This window comes from Cedecea sp. P7760, from assembly GCF_013386425.1.
In the GTDB taxonomy this organism is placed as follows: Bacteria; Pseudomonadota; Gammaproteobacteria; order Enterobacterales; family Enterobacteriaceae; genus Cedecea; species Cedecea selenatireducens.
In genome coordinates this window covers 61,644-82,365 of the sequence record NZ_JACARU010000003.1, presented here as the reverse complement: position 1 = coordinate 82,365, position 20,722 = coordinate 61,644, and the positions used below count along the sequence as shown (strand labels likewise).

Sequence of the window (20,722 nt, the reverse complement as noted above, 5' to 3'; positions counted from 1 at the left end):
TCTCCCCGACAAAGTTATTATACCAATTAAACCTTTCCGCCTCATTATCAGACCTGAATCACACAAAAACGATTAAATTAATAGACCAATTTCATTTCCTGTCATACAGCTTTACACTGCAAAGGTTTCCATCTCCCTCACCCAGGATGCCAATCTATGGACACCATTGCCACCGCTTTACTCCCCGCAACCGTTCAACGGCCAAACTACGATCGTGGCGCTCTCAGGACGCGCATCGTGCATTTTGGTTTTGGCGCTTTCCATCGTGCGCACCAGGCCTTGCTTACCGATCGGGTTCTTAACAAGCTTGGCGGCGACTGGGGGATCTGCGAGATCAGCCTGTTTAACGGCGATAGCCTGATGCGCGATCTTCGTCAGCAGGATCACCTGTTTACGGTGCTGGAAAAAGGCGCGACGGGGAACGAGGCGTTGGTGATTGGCGCAGTAAAAGAGTGCCTGAACGCAAAACTGGACGGCATGGAGGCCATCATAGAGAAATTTTGCGAGCCGCAGGTCGCGATTGTCTCCCTGACCGTCACCGAAAAAGGCTACTGCATCGATCCCGCTAGCGGAAAGCTCGATACGACCAATGAGCGAATCATTCACGATTTTGCCTCGCCGCACGAACCACACTCGGTGCCGGGGATCCTCGTTGAGGCGCTGAGCCGCCGCCGCGAACGCGGATTAAACCCGTTTACGGTTTTGTCCTGCGACAATATTCCCCATAACGGGCATTTGGTTCGTCAGGCCGTGCTGGGCATGGCAGCCCAACGAAGCGCGATGCTGGAAGAATGGATTGCCAAAGAGGTCACTTTCCCGAGCACTATGGTTGACCGCATTGTTCCGGCTGCTACGGAAGAGTCACTGCAAGAGATCGAGAGCGTTCTGGGCGTAAAAGATCCCTGCGCCATTGCCGCAGAGCCTTTTATCCAATGGGTAATAGAAGATGACTTTGTTGCTGGCCGCCCCGAATGGGAAGCCGCGGGCGTGGAAATGGTTAAAGACGTCATGCCCTTTGAACAAATGAAGCTGCGTATGCTTAACGGCAGCCATTCGTTTCTGGCTTATCTCGGCTACCTTGCCGGCTACCAGCATATTAATGATTGCATGGCCGACGAACGCTTTGCCCGTGCCGCAAGGCACCTGATGCTGCAGGAGCAGGCCGTGACGCTGAACATTTGCGGCGTCGACCTGAATCAGTACGCCACAAATCTGCTGGTACGCTTTGCTAACCCGGCGCTCAGGCACCGCACCTGGCAAATCGCCATGGACGGTAGCCAGAAGCTGCCCCAGCGCTGGCTGGAAGGCGTACGCTGGCATCTGGAAAACGAGAGCAACTGGTCATGTCTGGCGCTCGGTATTGCCGGCTGGATGCGCTACGTCAGCGGCGTAGACGAGCAGGGTAAGGCTATTGACGTTCGCGATCCGCTGCTGGGGAAGATTCAGATGCTGGTCAGCGACAGCGGCGAGAGTGAGCGCGTAAGCGCCCTCCTCAGCCTGAATGAAATTTTTGGCGATGACCTGCCGAAAAACGCGAAATTTATCGATGAAGTTCAGCACGCCTGGCAACAGCTTACCCACCTGGGCGCTCGCGGCGCGGTCGAAAACCTGCACTTCAGTTAACAATCAATGCGCTTAACGTGGTTTACCTCCGGGTAAAAACGCGTTAAGCCTTCTCTTTTAACCGGGTTGTCGTCAGGATAGTCAGCGTAAATAATTAACAATGACTTAATGATTGACGTGGTTTATGCGCGATAAACCCCCGGAGTTCCTGTGACAAAAACAAATTTAATTACCGGCTTCCTCGGCAGCGGTAAAACCACCACCATCCTGCACCTGCTGGCGAATAAGCCGGTTGATGAGAAGTGGGCGGTGCTGGTGAATGAGTTTGGCGAGGTCGGCATTGACGGCGCGCTGCTGGCGGACAGCGGAGCGCTGCTCAAAGAGATCCCCGGCGGCTGTATGTGTTGCGTTAACGGCCTGCCGATGCAGGTCGGTCTGAACACGCTGCTGCGCCAGGGCAAACCCGATCGTCTGCTGATTGAACCCACCGGCCTCGGCCACCCGAAGCAAATCCTGGACATGCTCAAGGCGGAGGTTTATCAGCCGTGGATTGACCTGCGGGCCACGCTTTGCCTGCTGGACGCCCGCCAGCTGCTGGATGAAAAAGCCCTGAATAATGACAACTTCCGCGACCAGCTCGCCGCGGCGGACGTCATTGTGGCTAATAAACAGGATCGCGCCACGCCGGAAAGCAAAGCCGCGTTAGAGCGCTGGTATCAGGCGAATGGGGACAGTCGAGCGCTGGTTCACGCAGAAAATGGCGCTATCAATATTGAACTGCTGGACAGGGCGCGGCTGAATCAGCGCGATCTGCCGTCCAGCGCCGAACATCAGCATGCAAAGGCGGTGACTCACGGCCTTGCCGCGCTTAGCCTGCCGGGGCATCAGCGCTGGCGGCGGAGCGTTAACAGCGGGCAGGGATATTACGCCTGTGGCTGGATTTTCGATGAGGAAACCGTCTTCGACACCATCGGCCTGCTCGAGTGGGCTCGTCTCGCTCCGGTTGAACGGGTAAAGGGCGTGCTGCGTATTCCTGAAGGGCTGGTGCGTATCAACCGTCAGGGCAACGACCTGCATATTGAGACACAATCCTCGCCGCCGCCGGACAGCCGCATCGAATTGATACACCCGGATAATCCCGACTGGAACGTTCTACAATCCGGCCTGTTGAGCTTACGTTTAAGTTAATACGACTACCTTTCCGCCCCCGTAATGAGATTTAGAAGCTGCATCATGATTAATCGCCTCCCTCTTTTACTGTTACTGAACGCGCTGGGCCTTGCCCTGTTCTTTAGCTGGTATCTGCCCGTGAACCATGGATTTTGGTTCAACATTGACGCCACGCTGTTCCATTTCTTTAATAATGAACTTGTCAAAAGCCAGACATTTTTAACGCTGATTGCTATCACCAATAACCGCGCTTTCGACGGCATTTCGCTGCTCGCAATGGGCGCCCTGTTCTCCTGGTTCTGGCTGCGTGAAGACGGCGCTGGCCGCCGCCGCCTGGTGCTGATGGGCATCGTGATGCTGCTGTGCGCCGTGGTGATTAACCAGCTCGGCCACCTTATCCCGGTGGCTCACGCCAGCCCGACGCTGTTCTTCACCGATATCCATCGCGTCAGCGAGCTGCTGCACTTCCCGACGAAAGATGCCTCGAGCGACAGCTTCCCCGGCGATCATGGCCTGATGCTGCTTATCTTTACCGGTTTTATGCTGCGATATTTCGGCGGGCGTGCATTTCTTATCGCGACAGCTATCTTCTTTATCTTCTCTTCGCCAAGAATAATGATAGGCGCGCACTGGTTTACCGACGTCTACGTTGGCTCACTTTCTATCGCCCTGGTGGGCCTGCCGTGGGTGCTTTTAACCCCAATCAGTGACCGGTTAATTTCCATACTGAATCGTACTTTGCCGGGTAAATATAAAGCTTCTCGCTGATGCCGAATAAGCTATGACGATGGCGAATAAGCAGGGTCCCCTACAGGTCCCTGCTTATTTTTTCAGCACCATGACGGCAAGATGAATATTTACTCACGCCAAATCCTCTTCAATTTGAATGACCTGACGATAAAACCAGCAGCATCGTCGATCATTTGTTCGAAATAACCTTTCGCGACGAAACATCACAATTTCTTATAAAAATAAGAATAAAAACGCTCGCATAGCCTGGTCTTATCGGGTAGTCTCGGGAAAGTTTTCGCTACGTCTCAGCTATTTGTGCTGTGAATAAAAGTGTGCGGTGTTCCACATTTTTGTGCATAAATAATTGTCTCGTTGCCTGTAGGTAATTAGTCTCGTCACGTTGGTATTTTTGTATAACGAATTATTCGTTAAGGACATCAAGGGAAAACAAACAACATGGTCAGATCTCAGCCTATTTTGAGATACATCCTGCGGGCTATCCCCGCGGTTGCGGTAGCAGTTATGCTCTCCGCCTGTAGTTCGACTAACACAGCAAATATGCATTCTGAGACGCATGCAGTCGGTGAAAAAGACAGTTTTTTACTGCAAGCTTCTCAGGATGAATTCGAAGAGATGGTTCGTAACGTAGACGTTAAGTCACGCCTTATGGACCAATACGCGAGCTGGAAAGGTGTACGCTACCGTCTTGGCGGCAGCAGCAGAGCGGGTATCGATTGTTCTGCATTCGTGCAGCGCACGTTTCAGGAACAGTTTGGCTTAACGCTGCCTCGTTCAACGTCCGAGCAGCAGGAATCCGGCAAATCCGTTTCGCGTAATAAATTACGCACCGGCGATTTAGTGCTGTTCCGCGCGGGCTCTACCGGGCGTCATGTCGGCATCTACATTGGTAATAACCAGTTTGTACATGCTTCCACCAGCAGCGGGGTTGTTATCTCCAGCATGGATGAACCTTACTGGAAGAAGCGTTACAACGAAGCACGCCGGGTGCTGAGCCGCAGCTAACGCCATAAAAAGATATGTTTTGTTGAGGGTTATTCCCTTGGCTACTCAGCAAAACTACCAACGTTAAAAGCGCTGCCGATGCAGCGTTTTTTTATGCCTGAAATTCAGCTGGTTACTCTTTCCTCAGCGAGAGAAACAGCAAATAGTCACCCGATGAAACAAATTAAACAATTTCCGGGTTATGGGTTATAGTCAGAAAAAATCATAAAACAAACGATGATTCGCTTGCCCCTGCGGGACTCATACATCCATGTCTTATAAGAACATTTTTTCGCGCTACTTTAGCACCCCAAAGCAGATAGTCACCTTCAGCCTGCTGATGGGACTGTTTGCCGCATTATTTGTGGGGGGGCTAACCAGCCTGGCGCTTCATTCCAAGCGTGAGTCCGCTTATAACCTTCTCGCTCGCGACATCAGCAACTACCTCGATACCTTTTTTAAAGAACTCCACGCCACCGCCGACGGCATTCAACCTTTAACCATGAACGAATGCGAAAGAGTCAGCGGCGAGCTCACTTCCCGCGCGGCTTTTAATCCCAACGTGCGGGCCTTTTTGCTGGTGCGTAACAGCATCGCCTACTGCTCTTCCGCCACCGGCGACATGGAACTGTCGATGGATGCCCTGGAACCCGAGCTGAACATCAATAAACCTATCGACCTGGCTATCATGAACGGCACGCCAATGATGCCGGGCAGGCCGGTGATTGCCGCCTGGTTTCTGAATCCGCTGGCTTCAGGACGCGGTGTCTTCACCACGCTAAACGTCAACCTCACGCCGTACCTGGTCTTCACCTCGAGGCAGCAGGACATCAGTTCGATGGCGCTGGTGGTGGGAAACAAAGCGCTAACGTCCTATTCCCCGGACGTTATTAACGTCGATGAACTCCCTCCCTCCCCCACAAGAATTTCTATCCTCAGCGGTTACCCCATTAAACTCTACATTTACGGTACTCCGTGGCCGGTAGAGGATATTCAGCTCGCGATCCTTGCCGGGTTATTATCCGGCCTGCTTGGCACCGCGCTGTGCGGTTATTTCCTTACGGTGAAGGTGCGGGCCGGCAAAGAAATTCTTACCGGCATTAAGCGCGGACAGTTCTTTGTTGTTTACCAGCCCGTTGTCGACTCTGAGGCGCTGCAGATGCGTGGCATAGAAGTGCTGATGCGCTGGGAGCACCCGACGGCGGGCATGATCCCTCCGGATGCTTTCATCGGCTTTGCCGAAGCCCAGCAGCTTATCGTGCCGCTGACTCGCCATCTGTTTGAGCTGATAGCCAAAGATGCGCCAGTACTGCAGAAAGTCTTACCGGCCGGTGCCAAAATTGGCGTTAATCTTGCGCCCAGCCATCTACACTCGCCAACGTTTAAGCAAGACATTCAGGCATTTGCCGCTTCTATGCCGCCGCACCATTTCCAGCTGGTTTTCGAGATAACCGAACGCGATATGCTGAAAGAAAAAGAGGCGATGGGGATTTTCGCCTGGCTGCATGAGCAAGGGTTTGAAATTGCGGTTGATGACTTCGGCACCGGCCACAGCGCGCTGATTTACCTGGAACGGTTTACCCTGGATTACCTGAAAATCGACCGCGGCTTCGTCAACTCCATCGGCATGGAGACGGTGACGGCTCCGGTGTTGGACGCCGTGCTGACGCTCGCCCAGCGGCTGAACATGAATACGGTCGCGGAAGGCGTGGAAACGCCGGAGCAGGCAAAATGGCTTATTGAGCGTGGCTGTAACTTCCTGCAGGGCTATTACTTCAGCCGCCCGCTGACCCTAAGCCAGCTCGCCAGCTGGAACCCGTCCCACACGCTTTATGACGAACTGAAAGACTGACAGACATTGCACAATCTTCGCCGGCTAACTTATGATTAACCATCATGGGCTTACCGGGCGCAGGAGCGCGACGCCTGCGGTCTGCCATCCACCAGGCAAGGAATGAAGATGACGAGAGCTGTACGTGCACTGATGCTGCTTTGCCTGAGCACGTTTTCCCTGATGCCGTGCGCCGCAGAGATAAACGAAAGTTATGCCTTTGCCGTGCTGGGCGAACCTAAATACGCCGTCAACTTCACTCAGTTCGATTACGTTAATCCAGCGGCCCCAAAAGGCGGTAATATTACGCTTTCGGCCATTGGCACCTTTGATAACTTCAACCGCTTCGCCATGCGAGGTAACCCCGGTATCCGCACCGATGCGCTGTACGACACGCTGTTTACTACCTCCGATGATGAACCCGGCAGTTATTACCCGCTGATTGCCGAGATGGCCCGCTATCCGTCCAACTTTGCCTGGGCTGAAATCTCAATCAATCCCCGCGCCCGTTACCAGGACGGCAGCCCGATTACCGCGCAGGACGTCGCGTTCACCTTCAATAAATTCATGACCGAAGGCGTGCCGCAGTTCCGGCTGATATACAAAGGGGCGACGGTACGAGCGATTGCTCCGCTGACCGTGCGCATCGAGCTTGCCACGCCGAGCAAAGACAGAATGCTGGGCTTGTTCTCACTGCCAGTATTCCCGGAAAAGTTCTGGAAAGATCACAAACTAAGCGACCCACTTTCTTCCCCTCCGCCTTCCAGCGGACCGTACAAAATCACCGACTGGAAAATGGGTCAATACATCACCTGGTCGCGAGTCCGTGACTATTGGGCAGCAAATCTGCCAGTGAACCGGGGGCGTTGGAACTTTAATACCATCCGCTACGACTATTATCTTGATGATGACGTTGCCTTCGAGGCCTTCAAGGCCGGAGCTTTTGATTTTCGCAGCGAAGTTTCTGCCAAGAACTGGGCCACGCGCTATACAGGTAAAAACTTCAGCAACCACTTCATCGTTAAAGATGAACAGAAAAACGAATCCGCCCAGGACACCCGCTGGCTGGCATTTAACATCCAGCGCCCCATTTTTAGCGACCGTCGGGTAAGGGAAGCTATCGGCCTGGCGTTTGATTTTGAATGGATGAACAAAGCGCTGTTTTATGGCGCCTATAGTCGGGCCAACAGCTACTTCCAGAATACCGAATACGCCGCACGCGGCTATCCGGACGCCGACGAACTGATGCTGCTGGCGCCGATGAAAAAAGATCTCCCGCCGGAGGTCTTCACCTCAATCTACAACCCGCCTAAATCAGACGGCCGTGGGTTTGACCGGGATAACCTGCTTAAGGCGCTCAGCCTGCTTAAAGAAGCGGGTTGGGAGTTAAAAGACCAGAAGCTGGTGAGTGTGAGCACCGGCAAGCCGTTTGTTTTTGAACTGCTGGCCGGCACGGCAGGCAATACGCAGTGGATCCTCCCCTTCCAGCGCAACTTGCAGCGCCTGGGCATTACCATGAACATCCGCCAGGTGGATAACTCGCAGCTCTCCAGCCGCCTGCGCAGCCGTGATTACGACATGATGCCTCGGGTTTACAGCGCGATGCCTTACCCAAGCCCGGATTTACAAATCATCTGGGCATCGGAGTACATCAATTCGAGCTATAACGCACCCGGCGTGCAAAGCCCGGTTATCGACAAGCTTATCGAGATGATTATCGCCAGCCAGGGCGATAAGAAAAAACTGCTGCCGCTGGGCCGTGCCCTTGACCGCGTGCTGACCTGGAACAACTACATGCTGCCGATGTGGTATACGTCAGCCGACCGTTTAGCCTGGTGGAATAAATTCTCCCGCCCGGCCATCCGCCCAATGTATAACAACGGCTTTGATAACTGGTGGTATGACGTAAACAAAGCGGCGAAGCTGCCTGCCGACCGGCGCCAGGGGGACTAACGTGGGCGCTTATATTCTCCGACGTCTGCTGCTCATCATTCCCACCCTGTGGGCGATAATCACCATCAACTTTTTCATCGTGCAAATCGCGCCTGGCGGGCCGGTAGATCAGGCTATTGCGGCCATACAGATGGGCCACAGCAGCGGCATGCCGGGCGTGAGTAACGATGCAATGGGCGGCAGCCATGCCCGAACCGGCGTGGGGGATGTTACCAGCAGCCAGTACCGGGGTGGCCGTGGACTCGACCCTGAAGTCATCGCAGAGATTGTGCATCGCTATGGGTTCGACAAGCCGCTGCACGAGCGTTATTTCACTATGCTGGGCGACTATTTACGCTTTGACTTTGGTAATAGCCTGTTCCGTAGCTCTTCGGTGATCAAGCTGATTAAAGACAGCCTGCCCGTATCCATTTCCATCGGGCTGTGGAGCACGCTGATCATCTATCTGGTGTCAATTCCGCTTGGGATCCGCAAGGCGGTGAGCAACGGCAGCAGCTTTGATATCTGGAGCAGCATTTTTATCATCATCGGCTATGCCATCCCGGCGTTTTTGTTTGCCATCCTGCTGATTGTGCTGTTTGCCGGCGGGACTTATCTCGACTGGTTCCCTCTGCGAGGGCTGACGTCGGCCAATTTTGACGCCCTGCCCTGGTACAGCAAAATCACCGATTATCTGTGGCACATCGCGCTACCGGTGCTGGCAACGGTTATCGGCGGCTTCGCCACGCTGACCATGCTGACGAAAAATTCCTTCCTCGATGAGATTCGTAAACAGTACGTGGTGACCGCGCGGGCTAAGGGGCTGGATGAGAAGAAAATTCTGTATCGCCACGTCTTTCGTAACGCGATGCTGCTGGTGATCGCTGGTTTTCCGGCAACGTTTATCAGCATGTTCTTCACCGGATCGCTGCTTATTGAAGTGATGTTCTCTCTTAACGGCCTGGGCCTGCTTGGCTACGAGGCGACGATTTCACGCGACTATCCGGTGATTTTCGGCACGCTGTATATTTTTAGCTTGATTGGCCTGCTGACCAACATCATCAGCGATGTCACCTATACGCTGGTCGATCCCCGCATTGATTTTGAGGGCCGAGGATGAGCCGACTAAGCCCGGTAAACCAGGCGCGCTGGACGCGTTTTCGACAGAACCGCCGTGGCTACTGGTCGCTGTGGATCTTTGCCCTTATCTTTATTTTGAGCATGGGTTCAGAGCTGGTCGCCAACGATCGTCCGCTGCTGGTGCATTACGAAGGCAAGCTCTGGTTCCCGTCGATAAAAAACTACAGCGAAAGCGATTTTGGCGGCCCGCTTGCCACCCCCGCCGACTACCAGGACCCCTGGTTAACCGCGCGCCTGAGCGACAAAGGCTGGATCCTCTGGGCGCCGATACGCTTTAGCAGCAACACCATTAACTACGCCAGCAACGTGCCGTTCCCTTCGCCACCCAGCGCGCAAAACTGGCTCGGCACCGATGCCAACGGCAGCGACGTGCTGGCGAGAATACTTTACGGAACCCGCATTTCCGTGCTCTTCGGCCTGATGCTGACCTTTTTCTCCAGCATTATTGGCGTTCTGGCAGGCGCGGTGCAGGGCTATTACGGCGGGCGCGTCGACCTGTGGGGGCAACGCTTGATAGAAGTCTGGTCGGGGATGCCAACGCTATTTTTGATAATCATGCTGTCGAGCGTGGTGCAGCCTAACTTTTGGTGGCTGCTGGGCATCACCGTATTATTTGGCTGGATGGGGCTGGTCGGCGTCGTGCGGGCAGAGTTTTTGCGCACCCGCAATTTCGACTATATTCGCGCTGCGCGGGCGATGGGCGTCGGCGACTGGTCAATCATGACCCGCCATATGTTACCTAACGCCATGGTCGCCACCCTGACCTTCCTGCCCTTTATTCTGTGCGCTTCGATAACGACCCTGACCTCACTCGACTTCCTCGGTTTTGGTCTGCCGCTTGGCTCACCTTCGCTTGGCGAACTGGTACTGCAGGGGAAAAACAACCTGCAGGCACCGTGGTTGGGCATTTCCGCCTTTCTATCTCTGGCGATCTTGCTCTCCCTGTTAATTTTTATTGGCGAAGCGGTCCGTGACGCCTTTGATCCTTCTAAGGCGCGCTGACCATGACGACTCCGCTACTCGCCATCAACCATCTTTCTATTGCTTTTCAGCAAGGTAAAACGCTGCATCAGGTGGTGGACTCGGTTTCTCTTCAGGTTGAAGCAGGCGAGACGCTGGCGCTGGTCGGCGAGTCCGGGTCGGGGAAGAGCGTGACGGCGCTCTCCGTGCTGCGGTTGCTGCCGTCACCGCCCGTGGTTTATCCTTCGGGAGAGATTTTGTTTCACGGTACGGACCTGCTAAACGCGCCAGAAAGAGCGCTGCGCGGCGTGCGCGGCAACAAAATTGCGATGATTTTTCAGGAACCGATGGTGTCATTAAACCCGCTGCACACTATCGAAAAACAGCTTTATGAAGTGCTCTCTTTGCACCGGGGAATGCGGCCGGAGGCGGCGCGGGCGGAGATTCTTACCTGTCTCGATCGCGTGGGGATCCGCACCCCTGCGGCCCGGCTGAATGACTACCCTCACCTGCTGTCCGGCGGGGAACGCCAGCGCGTGATGATTGCCATGGCGCTGCTGACGCGACCTGAATTGCTGATTGCCGATGAGCCGACAACCGCGCTGGACGTTTCCGTTCAGGCGCAGATCCTGCAGCTGCTGCAAGAGCTGAAGCAGGAGCTGAACATGGGGCTGCTGTTTATCACGCATAACCTGAGCATTGTGAAAAAGCTGGCTGATAACGTGGCGGTCATGCGTCACGGTCAGTGCGTTGAACAGCAGCCTGCCGCCCGGCTATTTAACAACCCTCAGCATCCCTATACCCGGCAACTGCTGAACGCAGAGCCTTCAGGGGAGCCGGTGCCGCTTCAAAAGGGCGTTGCTCCTTTGCTCAAGGTTGAGGATCTGCAGGTCGCTTTCCCCATTCGTCGGGGGCTGTTGAAAAGAACGGTGGGCCACCATTATGGCCTTAAAAAGCTGAGCTTCGAGCTGCGGCCCGGCGAAAGCCTGGGCCTGGTTGGCGAATCAGGTTCGGGTAAAAGCACCACCGGGCTGGCGCTGCTGCGATTAATTCATTCCACCGGCGCTATCTGGTTTGACGGCCAGCCTCTGCATGAGCTTAAGCGCAAACAGCTGCTGCCGCTGCGCCACCGCGTTCAGGTGGTTTTCCAGGACCCTAATTCTTCGCTGAACCCACGCCTCGACGTGTTGCAAATCGTTGAGGAAGGCCTGCGGGTGCATCATCCATCGCTAAACGCCGCCGAACGTGAGGCTAAAGTGATTCAGGCTCTGGAGGAAGTTGGCCTGCAGGCGGATATGCTGCACCGCTACCCGGCTGAGTTTTCCGGCGGCCAGCGTCAGCGCATCGCTATTGCCAGGGCTTTAATTTTGCAGCCGCAGCTTATCGTGCTGGATGAGCCGACGTCCTCGCTGGACCGCTCGGTTCAGGCGCAAATTCTGGCGCTGTTAAAATCACTGCAGGAAAAGCACCGGCTGGCGTATATCTTCATCAGCCATGATTTGCAGGTGGTCAAAGCGCTTTGCCACCAGATGGTAGTGCTGCATCAGGGGGAAGTTGTCGAACAGGGAGACTGCAGGCAGATCTTTAGCGCCCCGCAAAGCGACTACACGCGTCAGCTTCTGGCACTCGCCTGAGATCAGAAAGGGTTATTGCTGGAAAAAGGTTCGGCAATGGCCACGCCAACGTTTTTCAGGCGGCAGGTTGCTGCCAGCTCATCCTGAAGATTAACAAACAGGCACGGCTCGCCTTCGCACTCGACCACCGAACTGTCGACTTCAATATCGCTTAATGCCTGGCTAAGCGTATCCATGATCGGCCACGCCTTTTCCCCATCCGGGCTCAGCAGCTTGAGGCCAATCAGGCAACCGTCGTCTTGTGGGCCGTTTTGCGGAATCGGTTCAACTTTGGAGCCTGCAAAACCCGTCAACCAGCGATAGCTCTGCGGCAGGCGGTGCACGATGGACAGTTGTATGGTGTTCAATTTCATTTCCCCGGAAGTTCCAATCGGCAATATATCTCAAACAGTTTGCATAAAGGTTAACACAATGTTGATAAATTGCGTTTAAACGAGTACGAAACTGACTTACATCCACTGTAGTAATTTCATTACTAACGCTTTATTTTTGTGCTACAGCACGCGTTTCGGCGCTATATGTATCGCTTTCTGAGATCTAACTCAACCTTTTTAACTACAAAGTTGTGACTTTTTACAGTTGAGCGTTTTACATATGCGAAACATATATCCTGTATCGACGGACGTAATGGCGGAGTTTTAGCGAAGAACACGGGCGTTTCTGAACCGAAACACCCGCGCGTTTTCAGGCCTTTTTGTGGCGGGCTTTGCTGGCGTAAAAGTAGAACACCACCGAGGCTGTCGCACAGATAGCAATGGACCAGATCATCGGCCAGGCGGTGTTAAAGGTTGCCACCGAGAGTAAAGCCCCGGTTAGCGCGCCAATACCAAAGCGGAAGGTGCCGGCCAACGAAGACGCAGTCCCGGCCATGTGCGGGAACTCGTCCAGAATCACCGCCATGGCGTTGGAGGAAACCAGCGACACGCAGCTGATAAATATCGCCACGCCAAGCACCATCGCCCAGAAGCCGAAGTCCAGCTGGCTGCTCACCACCAGCCATACCGCCATCGCAAACTGGATGCAAAGCCCGGTCCGAAACATGTTGATCGCCCCAACCCTGCGCACAAAGCGGCTGTTGATCATGGTCATGATGAACAGGAACACCACGTTCAGCGCAAAGTAGTAGCCAAAATGCTGGGGCGAAACGTGGTTGAGTTCGATGTAAACGAACGGCCCCGCGCTAAGAAACGAGAACATACCGGCGAAGCTGAAGCCGCTGGCCAGCATATAGCTGAGCACGCGCTTATGGCGGAACAGCGTGGCGAAATTCCCGACCGTAGTGCGCAGATTAAATTTCTGCCGCATCTCAGGGGCCAACGTTTCGTGAATAAAGAAGAAAATCATCGCTGAGGCCAGCAGCGCGGCGGCGGCCAGAATCCAGAAGATAACATGCCAGCTAAACCACACCAGCACCGCTCCCCCGACCATAGGCGCGACTAGCGGCGCAATGGTGGTTATCAGCATCACGAAGGACATCATCCGGGAGAACTCTTCTTTCGGATAGATATCGCGCATCAGGGCATTGATGACCACGCTCGCCGCCGCGGCCGCGAGGCCATGCAGAAAACGCATCCAAATCAGCTGCTCGATGGTCTGTGAAAGCGCGCAGGCGATAGCCGCGAGGGCAAATATCAGCGTGCCACCCAGCACCACCGGCTTACGCCCCAGGCTATCGGCCATCGGCCCATAGAAGATCTGCCCGATTGCAAAGCCCAGAATATAGGTACTGAGGGTCATTTGCGCGCTGCCCGCCGGCACATTAAAGCCCTGGGCAATCATCGGCAACGCCGGCAGATACATATCGATGGACAGCGGCATCAGCATCGCCAGCAGGCCAAGGATTACGATAATACCGACAGAAGAGTTCTGTTTACGGCTCAAAAGTCACTCCGGAGATTAGGGCATGCCGACGCTGGCAATTTCCTGTTCGGTTAACGGGCGGTACTCACCGGGGGCCAGCTCAGGATCCAGTGCGATTTCACCAATACGCTCGCGGTGCAGGCCAACAACGCGGTTACCGACCGCCGCGAACATGCGTTTGACCTGGTGGTAGCGACCTTCGCTGATGGTCAGGCGCACTTCCGTGGGGGTAATCACTTCCAGCACGGCAGGTTTGGTGAGATCTTTCTCATTATGCAGCTGAACGCCTTTCGCGAAGTGTTCCGCCGTGCCCTCTTCTACCGGCGATTCCAGCGTCACAAGATAGGTTTTTTCGCAATGATGGCGCGGAGAAGTAATGCGGTGCGACCACTGGCCGTCGTCCGTCATCAGCACCAGACCGGTGGTGTCGATATCAAGGCGACCCGCAGCATGCAGCTTGTGCGCCACCGGCACGTCCAGGAAGTAAAGCACCGTCGGATGATCCGGGTCATCGGTCGAGCAAACGTAGCCCTGCGGCTTATTAAGCATGAAATAGCGTGGGCCATTTTGCTGGGTCAGCGGGTTGCCATCAAACGCCACCTGGTGTTCCGGCAGCAGTTTAAAAGAGGCGTCACGCACCACTTCATCGTCAATGGTGACGCGGCTAGCGCGGATTTCGCGGCCAGAGATAGCACGGCTGACGCCGAGCTGCTGAGAGATAAATTTATCGAGTCGCATTAGTGTATTGCCTGTTTCATGAAGGTGCCGACAAGCGAGATTGCGGCCGGGACTGAAGCCCAAATTCAGGTGAAAATTGGTTTGCCTGATAATTAGTTTGCCAGTATAGCGACATCAAAAACTCTCTCAAGGTAAAACCGTGCTTTATGGCATAATCGTTGCAGTCATTTGATAAGAAGGTTGAAAAACCACCCTGCCATGTCTTTTACTCTACGCCCCTATCAGCAAGAAGCGGTGGACGCCACCCTCAGCTACTTCCGTAAACATTCTGAACCCGCCGTTATCGTGCTGCCTACCGGCGCGGGCAAAAGCCTGGTGATAGCGGAGCTGGCAAGAGTGGCACGTGGACGCGTGTTGGTGCTTGCTCACGTAAAAGAGCTGGTGGCGCAAAACCACGCGAAATACGTCGCCCTTGGGCTGGAAGCAGACATTTTTGCCGCCGGCCTGCAGCGCAAAGAGAGTCAGGGAAAAGTGGTGTTTGGCAGCGTGCAGTCCGTGGCCCGCAATCTTGAGCATTTTCACGGTGAGTTTTCCCTGCTGATTGTCGATGAATGCCACCGTATCGGCGACAGCGACGAAAGTCAGTATCAGCAAATCCTCACGCATCTGCGCGGCAACAACCCCAGGCTACGGCTATTGGGGCTGACCGCGACGCCTTACCGTCTCGGCAAAGGCTGGATTTATCAATTTCACTATCACGGCATGGTTCGCGGCGATGAAAAAGCGCTGTTCCGCGACTGCATTTACGAGCTGCCGCTGCGCTATATGATTAAGCATGGCTACCTGACGCCGCCGGAAAGGCTGGATATGCCGGTGGTGCAATACGACTTTAGCCGCCTGCAGGCGCAGTCCAACGGGCTGTTCAGCGAAGCCGACCTGAACCGTGAGCTTAAGCAGCAAAAACGCATCACGCCCCACATCATCAGCCAGATAGTTGAGTTTGCCGCCGAGCGCCGTGGCGTAATGATTTTCGCCGCCACGGTAGAGCACGCCAAAGAGATTATCGCCCTGTTGCCCACCACCGACGCAGCCTTGATTACCGCCGATACGCCCGGCCCGGCGCGCGATACGCTTATCGAAGCTTTTAAAAATCAGCAGTTCCGGTTTCTGGTGAACGTGGCGGTACTGACCACCGGTTTTGATGCGCCGCACGTGGACCTGATAGCCATCCTGCGTCCTACCGAGTCAGTTAGCCTTTACCAACAAATCGTTGGTCGCGGCCTGCGCCTGTCGCCCGGTAAAAAAGACTGCCTGATCCTCGACTACGCCGGCAATCCGCATGACTTATTTACCCCGGAAGTGGGCCATGCCAAAGGAAAAAGCGACAACGTACCGGTGCAGGTCTTTTGCCCGTCCTGCGGTTTTGCCAATACGTTCTGGGGAAAAACCACCGCAGACGGTACGGTAACTGAACACTTTGGCCGCCGCTGCCAGGGCTGGTTTGAAGACGATGACGGCCTGCGGGAGCAGTGCGACTATCGGTTTCGCTTCAAAAACTGCCCCAACTGCAATGCGGAAAATGATATTGCCGCCCGCCGATGCCATCAGTGCGATCACGTGCTGGTCGACCCGGACGATATGCTCAAAGCCGCCCTGAAGCTAAAGGATGCGCTGGTGCTACGCTGCAGCGGCATGACGCTACAGCACGGCGGCGACGCTAATGGCGACTGGCTGAAAATCACCTATTACGATGAAGACGGAGCAGACGTTAGCGAGCGCTTCCGTCTCCAGACACCCGCTCAACGTATGGCGTTTGAACAACTGTTTATCCGCCCACACTCACGCGCGCCCGGCGTGCCGTTACGTTGGATAAACGCCGCAGACGTTGTAGCCCAGCAGGCGCTGCTGCGCCATCCTGATTTCGTGGTTGCCCGCATGAAGGGGCAATTCTGGAACGTTCGAGAGAAGGTTTTCGACTACCAGGGACGCTTCCGCCGGGCCAATGAATTGCGCGGTTAAGCGGTACTTTTCATTGCCGACAGGGTCAGATATGGCTATAATGCCGCCCGCTTTTGCATCCGCAAAGCAGAAAACTTTACCTGCTGCTGGGTCGCCTGTAGCAGGCTTATTTAAAGAGAAACATTCAATGTTTACTATCAATGCAGTAGAACGTAAAGAGCAGGGCAAGGGTGCGAGCCGCCGCCTGCGTGCAGCAAACAAATTCCCAGCTATCGTTTATGGTGGCGCGGAAGCTCCTGTATCCATCGAACTGGATCACGACTCCGTAATGAACCAGCAGGCTAAACCTGGTTTCTACGAAGAAGTTCTGACCCTGTCTATCGACGGCAAAGAAGTAAAAGTGAAAGTTCAGGCTGTTCAGCGTCACCCGTTCAAGCCAAAACTGACTCACATCGACTTCGTTCGCGCTTAATCGCGAGTTAAGTTCGAAAAAAACCCCGCTTCGGCGGGGTTTTTTGTTATATAAGCATTCCCGACGCCACGCCTGGCACTGAGAGATAACTTCCATGGTTGAAAAAACCCCCGCAGGTGCATCGCTGACACCCGCCGTAGAAACGGATATCCAGGCTATCAGGACGATACAAAGCTACCACGCCCATATCTATTTCGAGACGCCTCAGCAGAGGGCGACCGCGGAAAGGATTCGGCAAGAAATTGCGCAGCGTTTTTCCGTGCTGCTCGGGCGCTGGCACGACGAGCCCGTTGGCCCTCACGCCCTGCCGATGTACCAGGTCGCTTTTATGCCCGATGAATTTGTGCGCCTGGCGCCGTGGCTGATGCTCAACCGCAGCGGACTAACCGTGCTGCTGCACCCTAATACCGGGCACCCCAAAGCCGACCATACCGCTCACGCAGTCTGGATGGGGGAAAAGCTGGAGATTCGAAATTTGCACCGCCTGCCCGAAAGCGAAGGTCCGGAGCCAGAATACATCCCAAATACTTGCCCTACGGTTGCGCCGTAAGCTTAAGCAATGAGTACTTGATACGGCCCGCCGGTAATATGCGGGCCGTTTTGACGGGTTATTTCCCGGAAGTGCGGCGCTGGAGCTGGTCGCGCAGGTTCGGCGGCGTCCCTTTGATAGTCAGGGTATCCGTCGCCGGATCCCAGAAAATACGCTCGCCCAGCAGCATGGCATCGAAGCTAATCGTCAGCCCGCCGCCGCTACCGGCATATTTAGTCAGCTGACGCAGAGTTCCGCGATCGGCCGGGAAGCTCTCTTCCAGTTCGTAGCCCTTGTCGGCGGTAAACTGTTGGAAGTTCTTGTCGTCAACCGCCCACGGCAGCTCATCGGCCAATGAAGAGAGTTCAATCTCTTCTCCCGCCTGAAGCTGTTCGTTGCAGTAGGCATAAACCTGCTGCCGCGCGGCCTGGCGCTCGTTTTTGTCCAACTGGGCTTCATTGGTGAAGTCGTCCAGCGCCTGCAGCAGACCTTTGTTCTGCGCCTTTGCGTTCAGGCCTTCGCTGGCGCCCAGGAAGTCCATAAAGAAATCGGCCACTTTGCGCCCCACTCTGCCCTTCAGGAAGGTCAGATAGCGGGTAGACTCCGGGTTGGTTTCCCATTCAGTCAAATCAATACGCGCGACGATGTCCGCGTGGTTGATGTCCAGGTAGTGGGTCGCGCTAATATCCAGCTCTTCGTTAACGCGCATGCTGCTCAGATTGTTCAGCACCGCCACCAGCAAATATTCCACCGCCAGATAACGGTAGTGGCAAAACAGCACAATGCCGCCGTCGGCAAACGGGTATTTTGCCAGTTCATCGCGAAGGCGACCGGTCGCCGCACGGGTAAAGGCAAGAAAATCCTCATCGCCTTTACGCTGTAAACGCAGCGCTTCGGCCAGCTCGCTCTCTTCGCTGAACAGGCCGTAAGCTTTATTTTTGGCGCTGTACACGCGGTGCAGCTCCGCCATCATATCTTCGACGGCACCGTCGGTTGCCAGCAGCGAATCGCGAAGCACGACGTCCAGCGTCTGCTCATCGCGCTTAATCAGTTGATGCAGGGCAATCTGGTTGATATCCAGACTCATGTTAAACTCTCCTTTAAGACCGGGCGGTATTCAACCACCGCCGCTACCGGGACGCAAGTCGTGATAAAAAAGCGGAAAAATCGTCCCTGCTACGGTAAGATAATGCCCTTTCCCGAATACGAATGATTTTTAATTTATGCCACAAACATCCCGCTACAGTGACGAACAAGTTGAAGCGATGCTGACCGAACTGGCCGGCGTGCTGGAAAAACACCACGCGCCTACCGATCTTTCCCTGATGGTTTTGGGAAATATGGTCACCAATCTGATAAACACCAGCGTGGCGTCCGCTCAGCGTCGTCCTTTGGCTCGCTCCTTTGCCGAGGCGCTTCAAGCTTCGGTGAGCGAAGATAAAGCCCACTAAGGAACTATCGTAACAAGTTATGGTGACTAACCGTCAGCGCTACCGCGAAAAAGTTTCCCAGATGGTCAGTTGGGGACACTGGTTCGCCCTGTTTAATATCCTGCTGGCCATGCTGCTGGGTAGCCGCTATCTGTTTATTGCCGACTGGCCAACGACGCTGACGGGGCGAGTTTATTCGTACCTTAGCGTCGTTGGGCACTTTAGTTTTTTGGTGTTTGCTGCCTATTTGCTGCTGATTTTTCCGCTGACGTTTATCGTGATGTCGCAGCGCCTGCTGCGCTTTATCAGCGCTGCCTTAGCCACGGCGGGCATGACGCTATTGCTGATAGACAGCGAAGTTTTCACGCGCTTCCACCTTCACCTTAATCCCACCGTCTGGGATCTGGTGATTAACCCTGACCAGGGGGAGATGGCCCGCGACTGGCAGCTGATGTTCATCAGCGCACCGGTGATTTTGCTTATTGAGATGCTGTTTGCGACGTGGAGCTGGCAGAAGCTGCGCAGCCTCGGCCGTCGCCGTAAATACGTGCGTCCTTTAGTGATTCTGTTCTTTATCTCTTTCTTTAGCAGCCACCTGATGTATATCTGGGCGGATGCTAACTTTTATCGCCCGATAACCATGCAGCGGGCGAATCTGCCGCTTTCTTACCCGATGACGGCACGTCGCTTCCTTGAAAAACACGGCCTGCTTGATGCGCAAGAGTACCAGCGTCGTCTGGTTGAGCAAGGCAGCCCGGAAGCGCTTTCGGTGCAGTATCCGCTGAGTAACCTGCAGTTCCGCGATATGGGTATCGGCAACAATGTTCTGCTGATTACCGTGGACGGCCTGAACGCAGACAGCGTGAGCAAAGATATGCCAGCGCTGAGCGAATTCGCCGCCGGCAATATCCGCTTTACCCAGCACATGAGCTCCGGGAATAGTACCGACAGCGGTATCTTCGGCCTGTTCTACGGCATTTCACCGGCTTATATGGACGGCGTGCTATCAAAACGTACGCCTGCCGCGCTGATTACCGGCTTAAACCAGCAGGGCTACCAGCTTGGCCTTTTTGCCTCCGACGGCTTTAACTCGGCAATGTACCGCCAGGCCCTGCTCTCCGACTTCTCGCTACGTCCGGCTAAAAACCAGGGCGACAGCCAGACGGCAACACAGTGGATTAACTGGCTCAATCAGTATGCCTCTGACGATAACCGCTGGTTCTCGTGGGTGGCCTTTAACGGCACCAGCATTGACGACAACGGCAACCAGCAGGGCTTTGAGCGGCGCTATTCCCGCGCGGCCGGCAACGTAGATGAACAGATTAAACGCGTGCTGGATGCGCTTCAGGCGGCGGGTAAACTGCAAAATACCGTGGTGATCGTTACCGCAGGACACGGTGTCCCGCTTGGCGCACAGCGCGATGCTTTTGCCTGGTCACGGGCTCATATTCAGGTACCGCTGGTGATCCATTGGCCGGGTACGCCAGCACAGACCATCACCAAGCTCACCGATCATCAGGATGTCATGACAACGCTGATGCAGCGCCTGCTGCACGTTAAAACGCCGGCAAATGAATATTCTCAGGGCGAAGATCTGTTTGCCGCGACCCGTCGTAATAATTGGGTGATTGGGGCCGACAACGAAACCCTGGCCGTGACCACGCCGGAAATGACGCTGGTGCTTAGCAATAACGGCAACTACAGGATGTACGATCTGCAGGGCAAGAGAATCGAAGAGACCAAGCCTCAGCTTGATCTGCTGCTGCAGGTGCTGACCGACGAGAAGCGTTTCATCGCCAACTAATTGTTTATTTATAAGACAGTTAGCCG

18 protein-coding genes are annotated in these 20,722 nt (G+C 54.8%); 14 read left to right on the top strand and 4 right to left on the bottom strand.

Going from position 1 to position 20,722, the window contains the following annotated elements; translation table 11 throughout:
- The first annotated feature begins 156 nt into the window (after positions 1-156).
- The 9 genes from HX778_RS00840 to yejF all read left to right on the top strand — a co-directional run bounded on the left by HX778_RS00840 (position 157) and on the right by yejF (position 11,964).
- On the top strand, positions 157-1,623 hold the full coding sequence (locus HX778_RS00840) for a mannitol dehydrogenase family protein (protein WP_176981079.1): 1,467 nt from the start codon (positions 157-159) through the stop codon (positions 1,621-1,623).
- 150 nt (positions 1,624-1,773) lie between these two features.
- The gene (locus HX778_RS00835) at positions 1,774-2,751 is read left to right on the top strand and encodes a GTP-binding protein (protein WP_176981078.1); all 978 of its coding nucleotides are present in this window, start codon (positions 1,774-1,776) and stop codon (positions 2,749-2,751) included.
- A 45-nt stretch (positions 2,752-2,796) separates the two neighbouring features.
- The gene (locus HX778_RS00830; RefSeq protein ID WP_176981077.1) at positions 2,797-3,501 is read left to right on the top strand and encodes a phosphatase PAP2 family protein; all 705 of its coding nucleotides are present in this window, start codon (positions 2,797-2,799) and stop codon (positions 3,499-3,501) included.
- Positions 3,502-3,921: 420 nt separating this feature from the next.
- Positions 3,922-4,488 (top strand): bifunctional murein DD-endopeptidase/murein LD-carboxypeptidase, encoded by a 567-nt coding sequence (gene mepS, locus HX778_RS00825; protein WP_038481023.1) that lies wholly within the window; start codon positions 3,922-3,924, stop codon positions 4,486-4,488.
- Between the two features lie 250 nt (positions 4,489-4,738).
- Positions 4,739-6,319, top strand: a complete 1,581-nt coding sequence (locus HX778_RS00820; RefSeq protein WP_176981076.1) for a cyclic di-GMP phosphodiesterase — start codon at positions 4,739-4,741, stop codon at positions 6,317-6,319.
- 132 nt (positions 6,320-6,451) lie between these two features.
- Entirely contained in the window at positions 6,452-8,251 is a 1,800-nt protein-coding gene (locus tag HX778_RS00815; protein ID WP_255483308.1) for an extracellular solute-binding protein, read from the top strand.
- Between the two features lies 1 nt (position 8,252).
- Positions 8,253-9,350, top strand: coding sequence for a microcin C ABC transporter permease YejB (locus tag HX778_RS00810; RefSeq protein ID WP_176981074.1), 1,098 nt, complete (start codon positions 8,253-8,255; stop codon positions 9,348-9,350).
- The gene (locus HX778_RS00805; protein WP_038481013.1) at positions 9,347-10,372 is read left to right on the top strand and encodes a microcin C ABC transporter permease; all 1,026 of its coding nucleotides are present in this window, start codon (positions 9,347-9,349) and stop codon (positions 10,370-10,372) included. The genes HX778_RS00810 and HX778_RS00805 overlap by 4 nt, the downstream gene beginning before the upstream one ends.
- A gap of 2 nt (positions 10,373-10,374) precedes the next feature.
- Positions 10,375-11,964 (top strand): microcin C ABC transporter ATP-binding protein YejF, encoded by a 1,590-nt coding sequence (gene yejF / locus HX778_RS00800; RefSeq protein ID WP_176981073.1) that lies wholly within the window; start codon positions 10,375-10,377, stop codon positions 11,962-11,964.
- Positions 11,965-11,966: 2 nt separating this feature from the next.
- Here yejF and HX778_RS00795 read toward each other — a convergent pair whose 3' ends face one another.
- The 3 genes from HX778_RS00795 to rsuA form a co-directional block, all read right to left on the bottom strand.
- On the bottom strand, positions 11,967-12,311 hold the full coding sequence (locus HX778_RS00795) for a YejG family protein (protein ID WP_176981072.1): 345 nt from the start codon (positions 12,309-12,311) through the stop codon (positions 11,967-11,969).
- Positions 12,312-12,648: 337 nt separating this feature from the next.
- A complete protein-coding gene (locus HX778_RS00790; protein ID WP_038481007.1) occupies positions 12,649-13,845 on the bottom strand; it encodes a Bcr/CflA family multidrug efflux MFS transporter in 1,197 nt (398 codons plus the stop codon).
- A 15-nt stretch (positions 13,846-13,860) separates the two neighbouring features.
- The gene (gene rsuA / locus HX778_RS00785) at positions 13,861-14,562 is read right to left on the bottom strand and encodes a 16S rRNA pseudouridine(516) synthase RsuA (protein ID WP_038481004.1); all 702 of its coding nucleotides are present in this window, start codon (positions 14,560-14,562) and stop codon (positions 13,861-13,863) included.
- A gap of 198 nt (positions 14,563-14,760) precedes the next feature.
- Between rsuA and HX778_RS00780 the strand changes: the two genes are divergently transcribed.
- From HX778_RS00780 to HX778_RS00770, 3 genes are all read left to right on the top strand, one after another.
- Entirely contained in the window at positions 14,761-16,521 is a 1,761-nt protein-coding gene (locus HX778_RS00780; RefSeq protein WP_176981071.1) for a DEAD/DEAH box helicase, read from the top strand.
- 127 nt (positions 16,522-16,648) lie between these two features.
- Positions 16,649-16,933, top strand: a complete 285-nt coding sequence (gene rplY / locus HX778_RS00775) for a 50S ribosomal protein L25 (RefSeq protein ID WP_038480998.1) — start codon at positions 16,649-16,651, stop codon at positions 16,931-16,933.
- 94 nt (positions 16,934-17,027) lie between these two features.
- The gene (locus tag HX778_RS00770; protein ID WP_176981070.1) at positions 17,028-17,483 is read left to right on the top strand and encodes a DOPA 4,5-dioxygenase family protein; all 456 of its coding nucleotides are present in this window, start codon (positions 17,028-17,030) and stop codon (positions 17,481-17,483) included.
- A gap of 58 nt (positions 17,484-17,541) precedes the next feature.
- On the opposite strand, the gene yejK is transcribed toward HX778_RS00770, so the two are convergent.
- Positions 17,542-18,549, bottom strand: coding sequence for a nucleoid-associated protein YejK (gene yejK, locus HX778_RS00765; RefSeq protein ID WP_038480995.1), 1,008 nt, complete (start codon positions 18,547-18,549; stop codon positions 17,542-17,544).
- A 136-nt stretch (positions 18,550-18,685) separates the two neighbouring features.
- Between yejK and HX778_RS00760 the strand changes: the two genes are divergently transcribed.
- Complete coding sequence (locus HX778_RS00760) at positions 18,686-18,913, top strand: YejL family protein (RefSeq protein ID WP_016537389.1); 228 nt, start codon at positions 18,686-18,688, stop codon at positions 18,911-18,913.
- Between the two features lie 19 nt (positions 18,914-18,932).
- A complete protein-coding gene (gene yejM / locus HX778_RS00755) occupies positions 18,933-20,696 on the top strand; it encodes an LPS biosynthesis-modulating metalloenzyme YejM (protein WP_176981069.1) in 1,764 nt (587 codons plus the stop codon).
- The last annotated feature ends 26 nt before the right edge of the window (positions 20,697-20,722 follow it).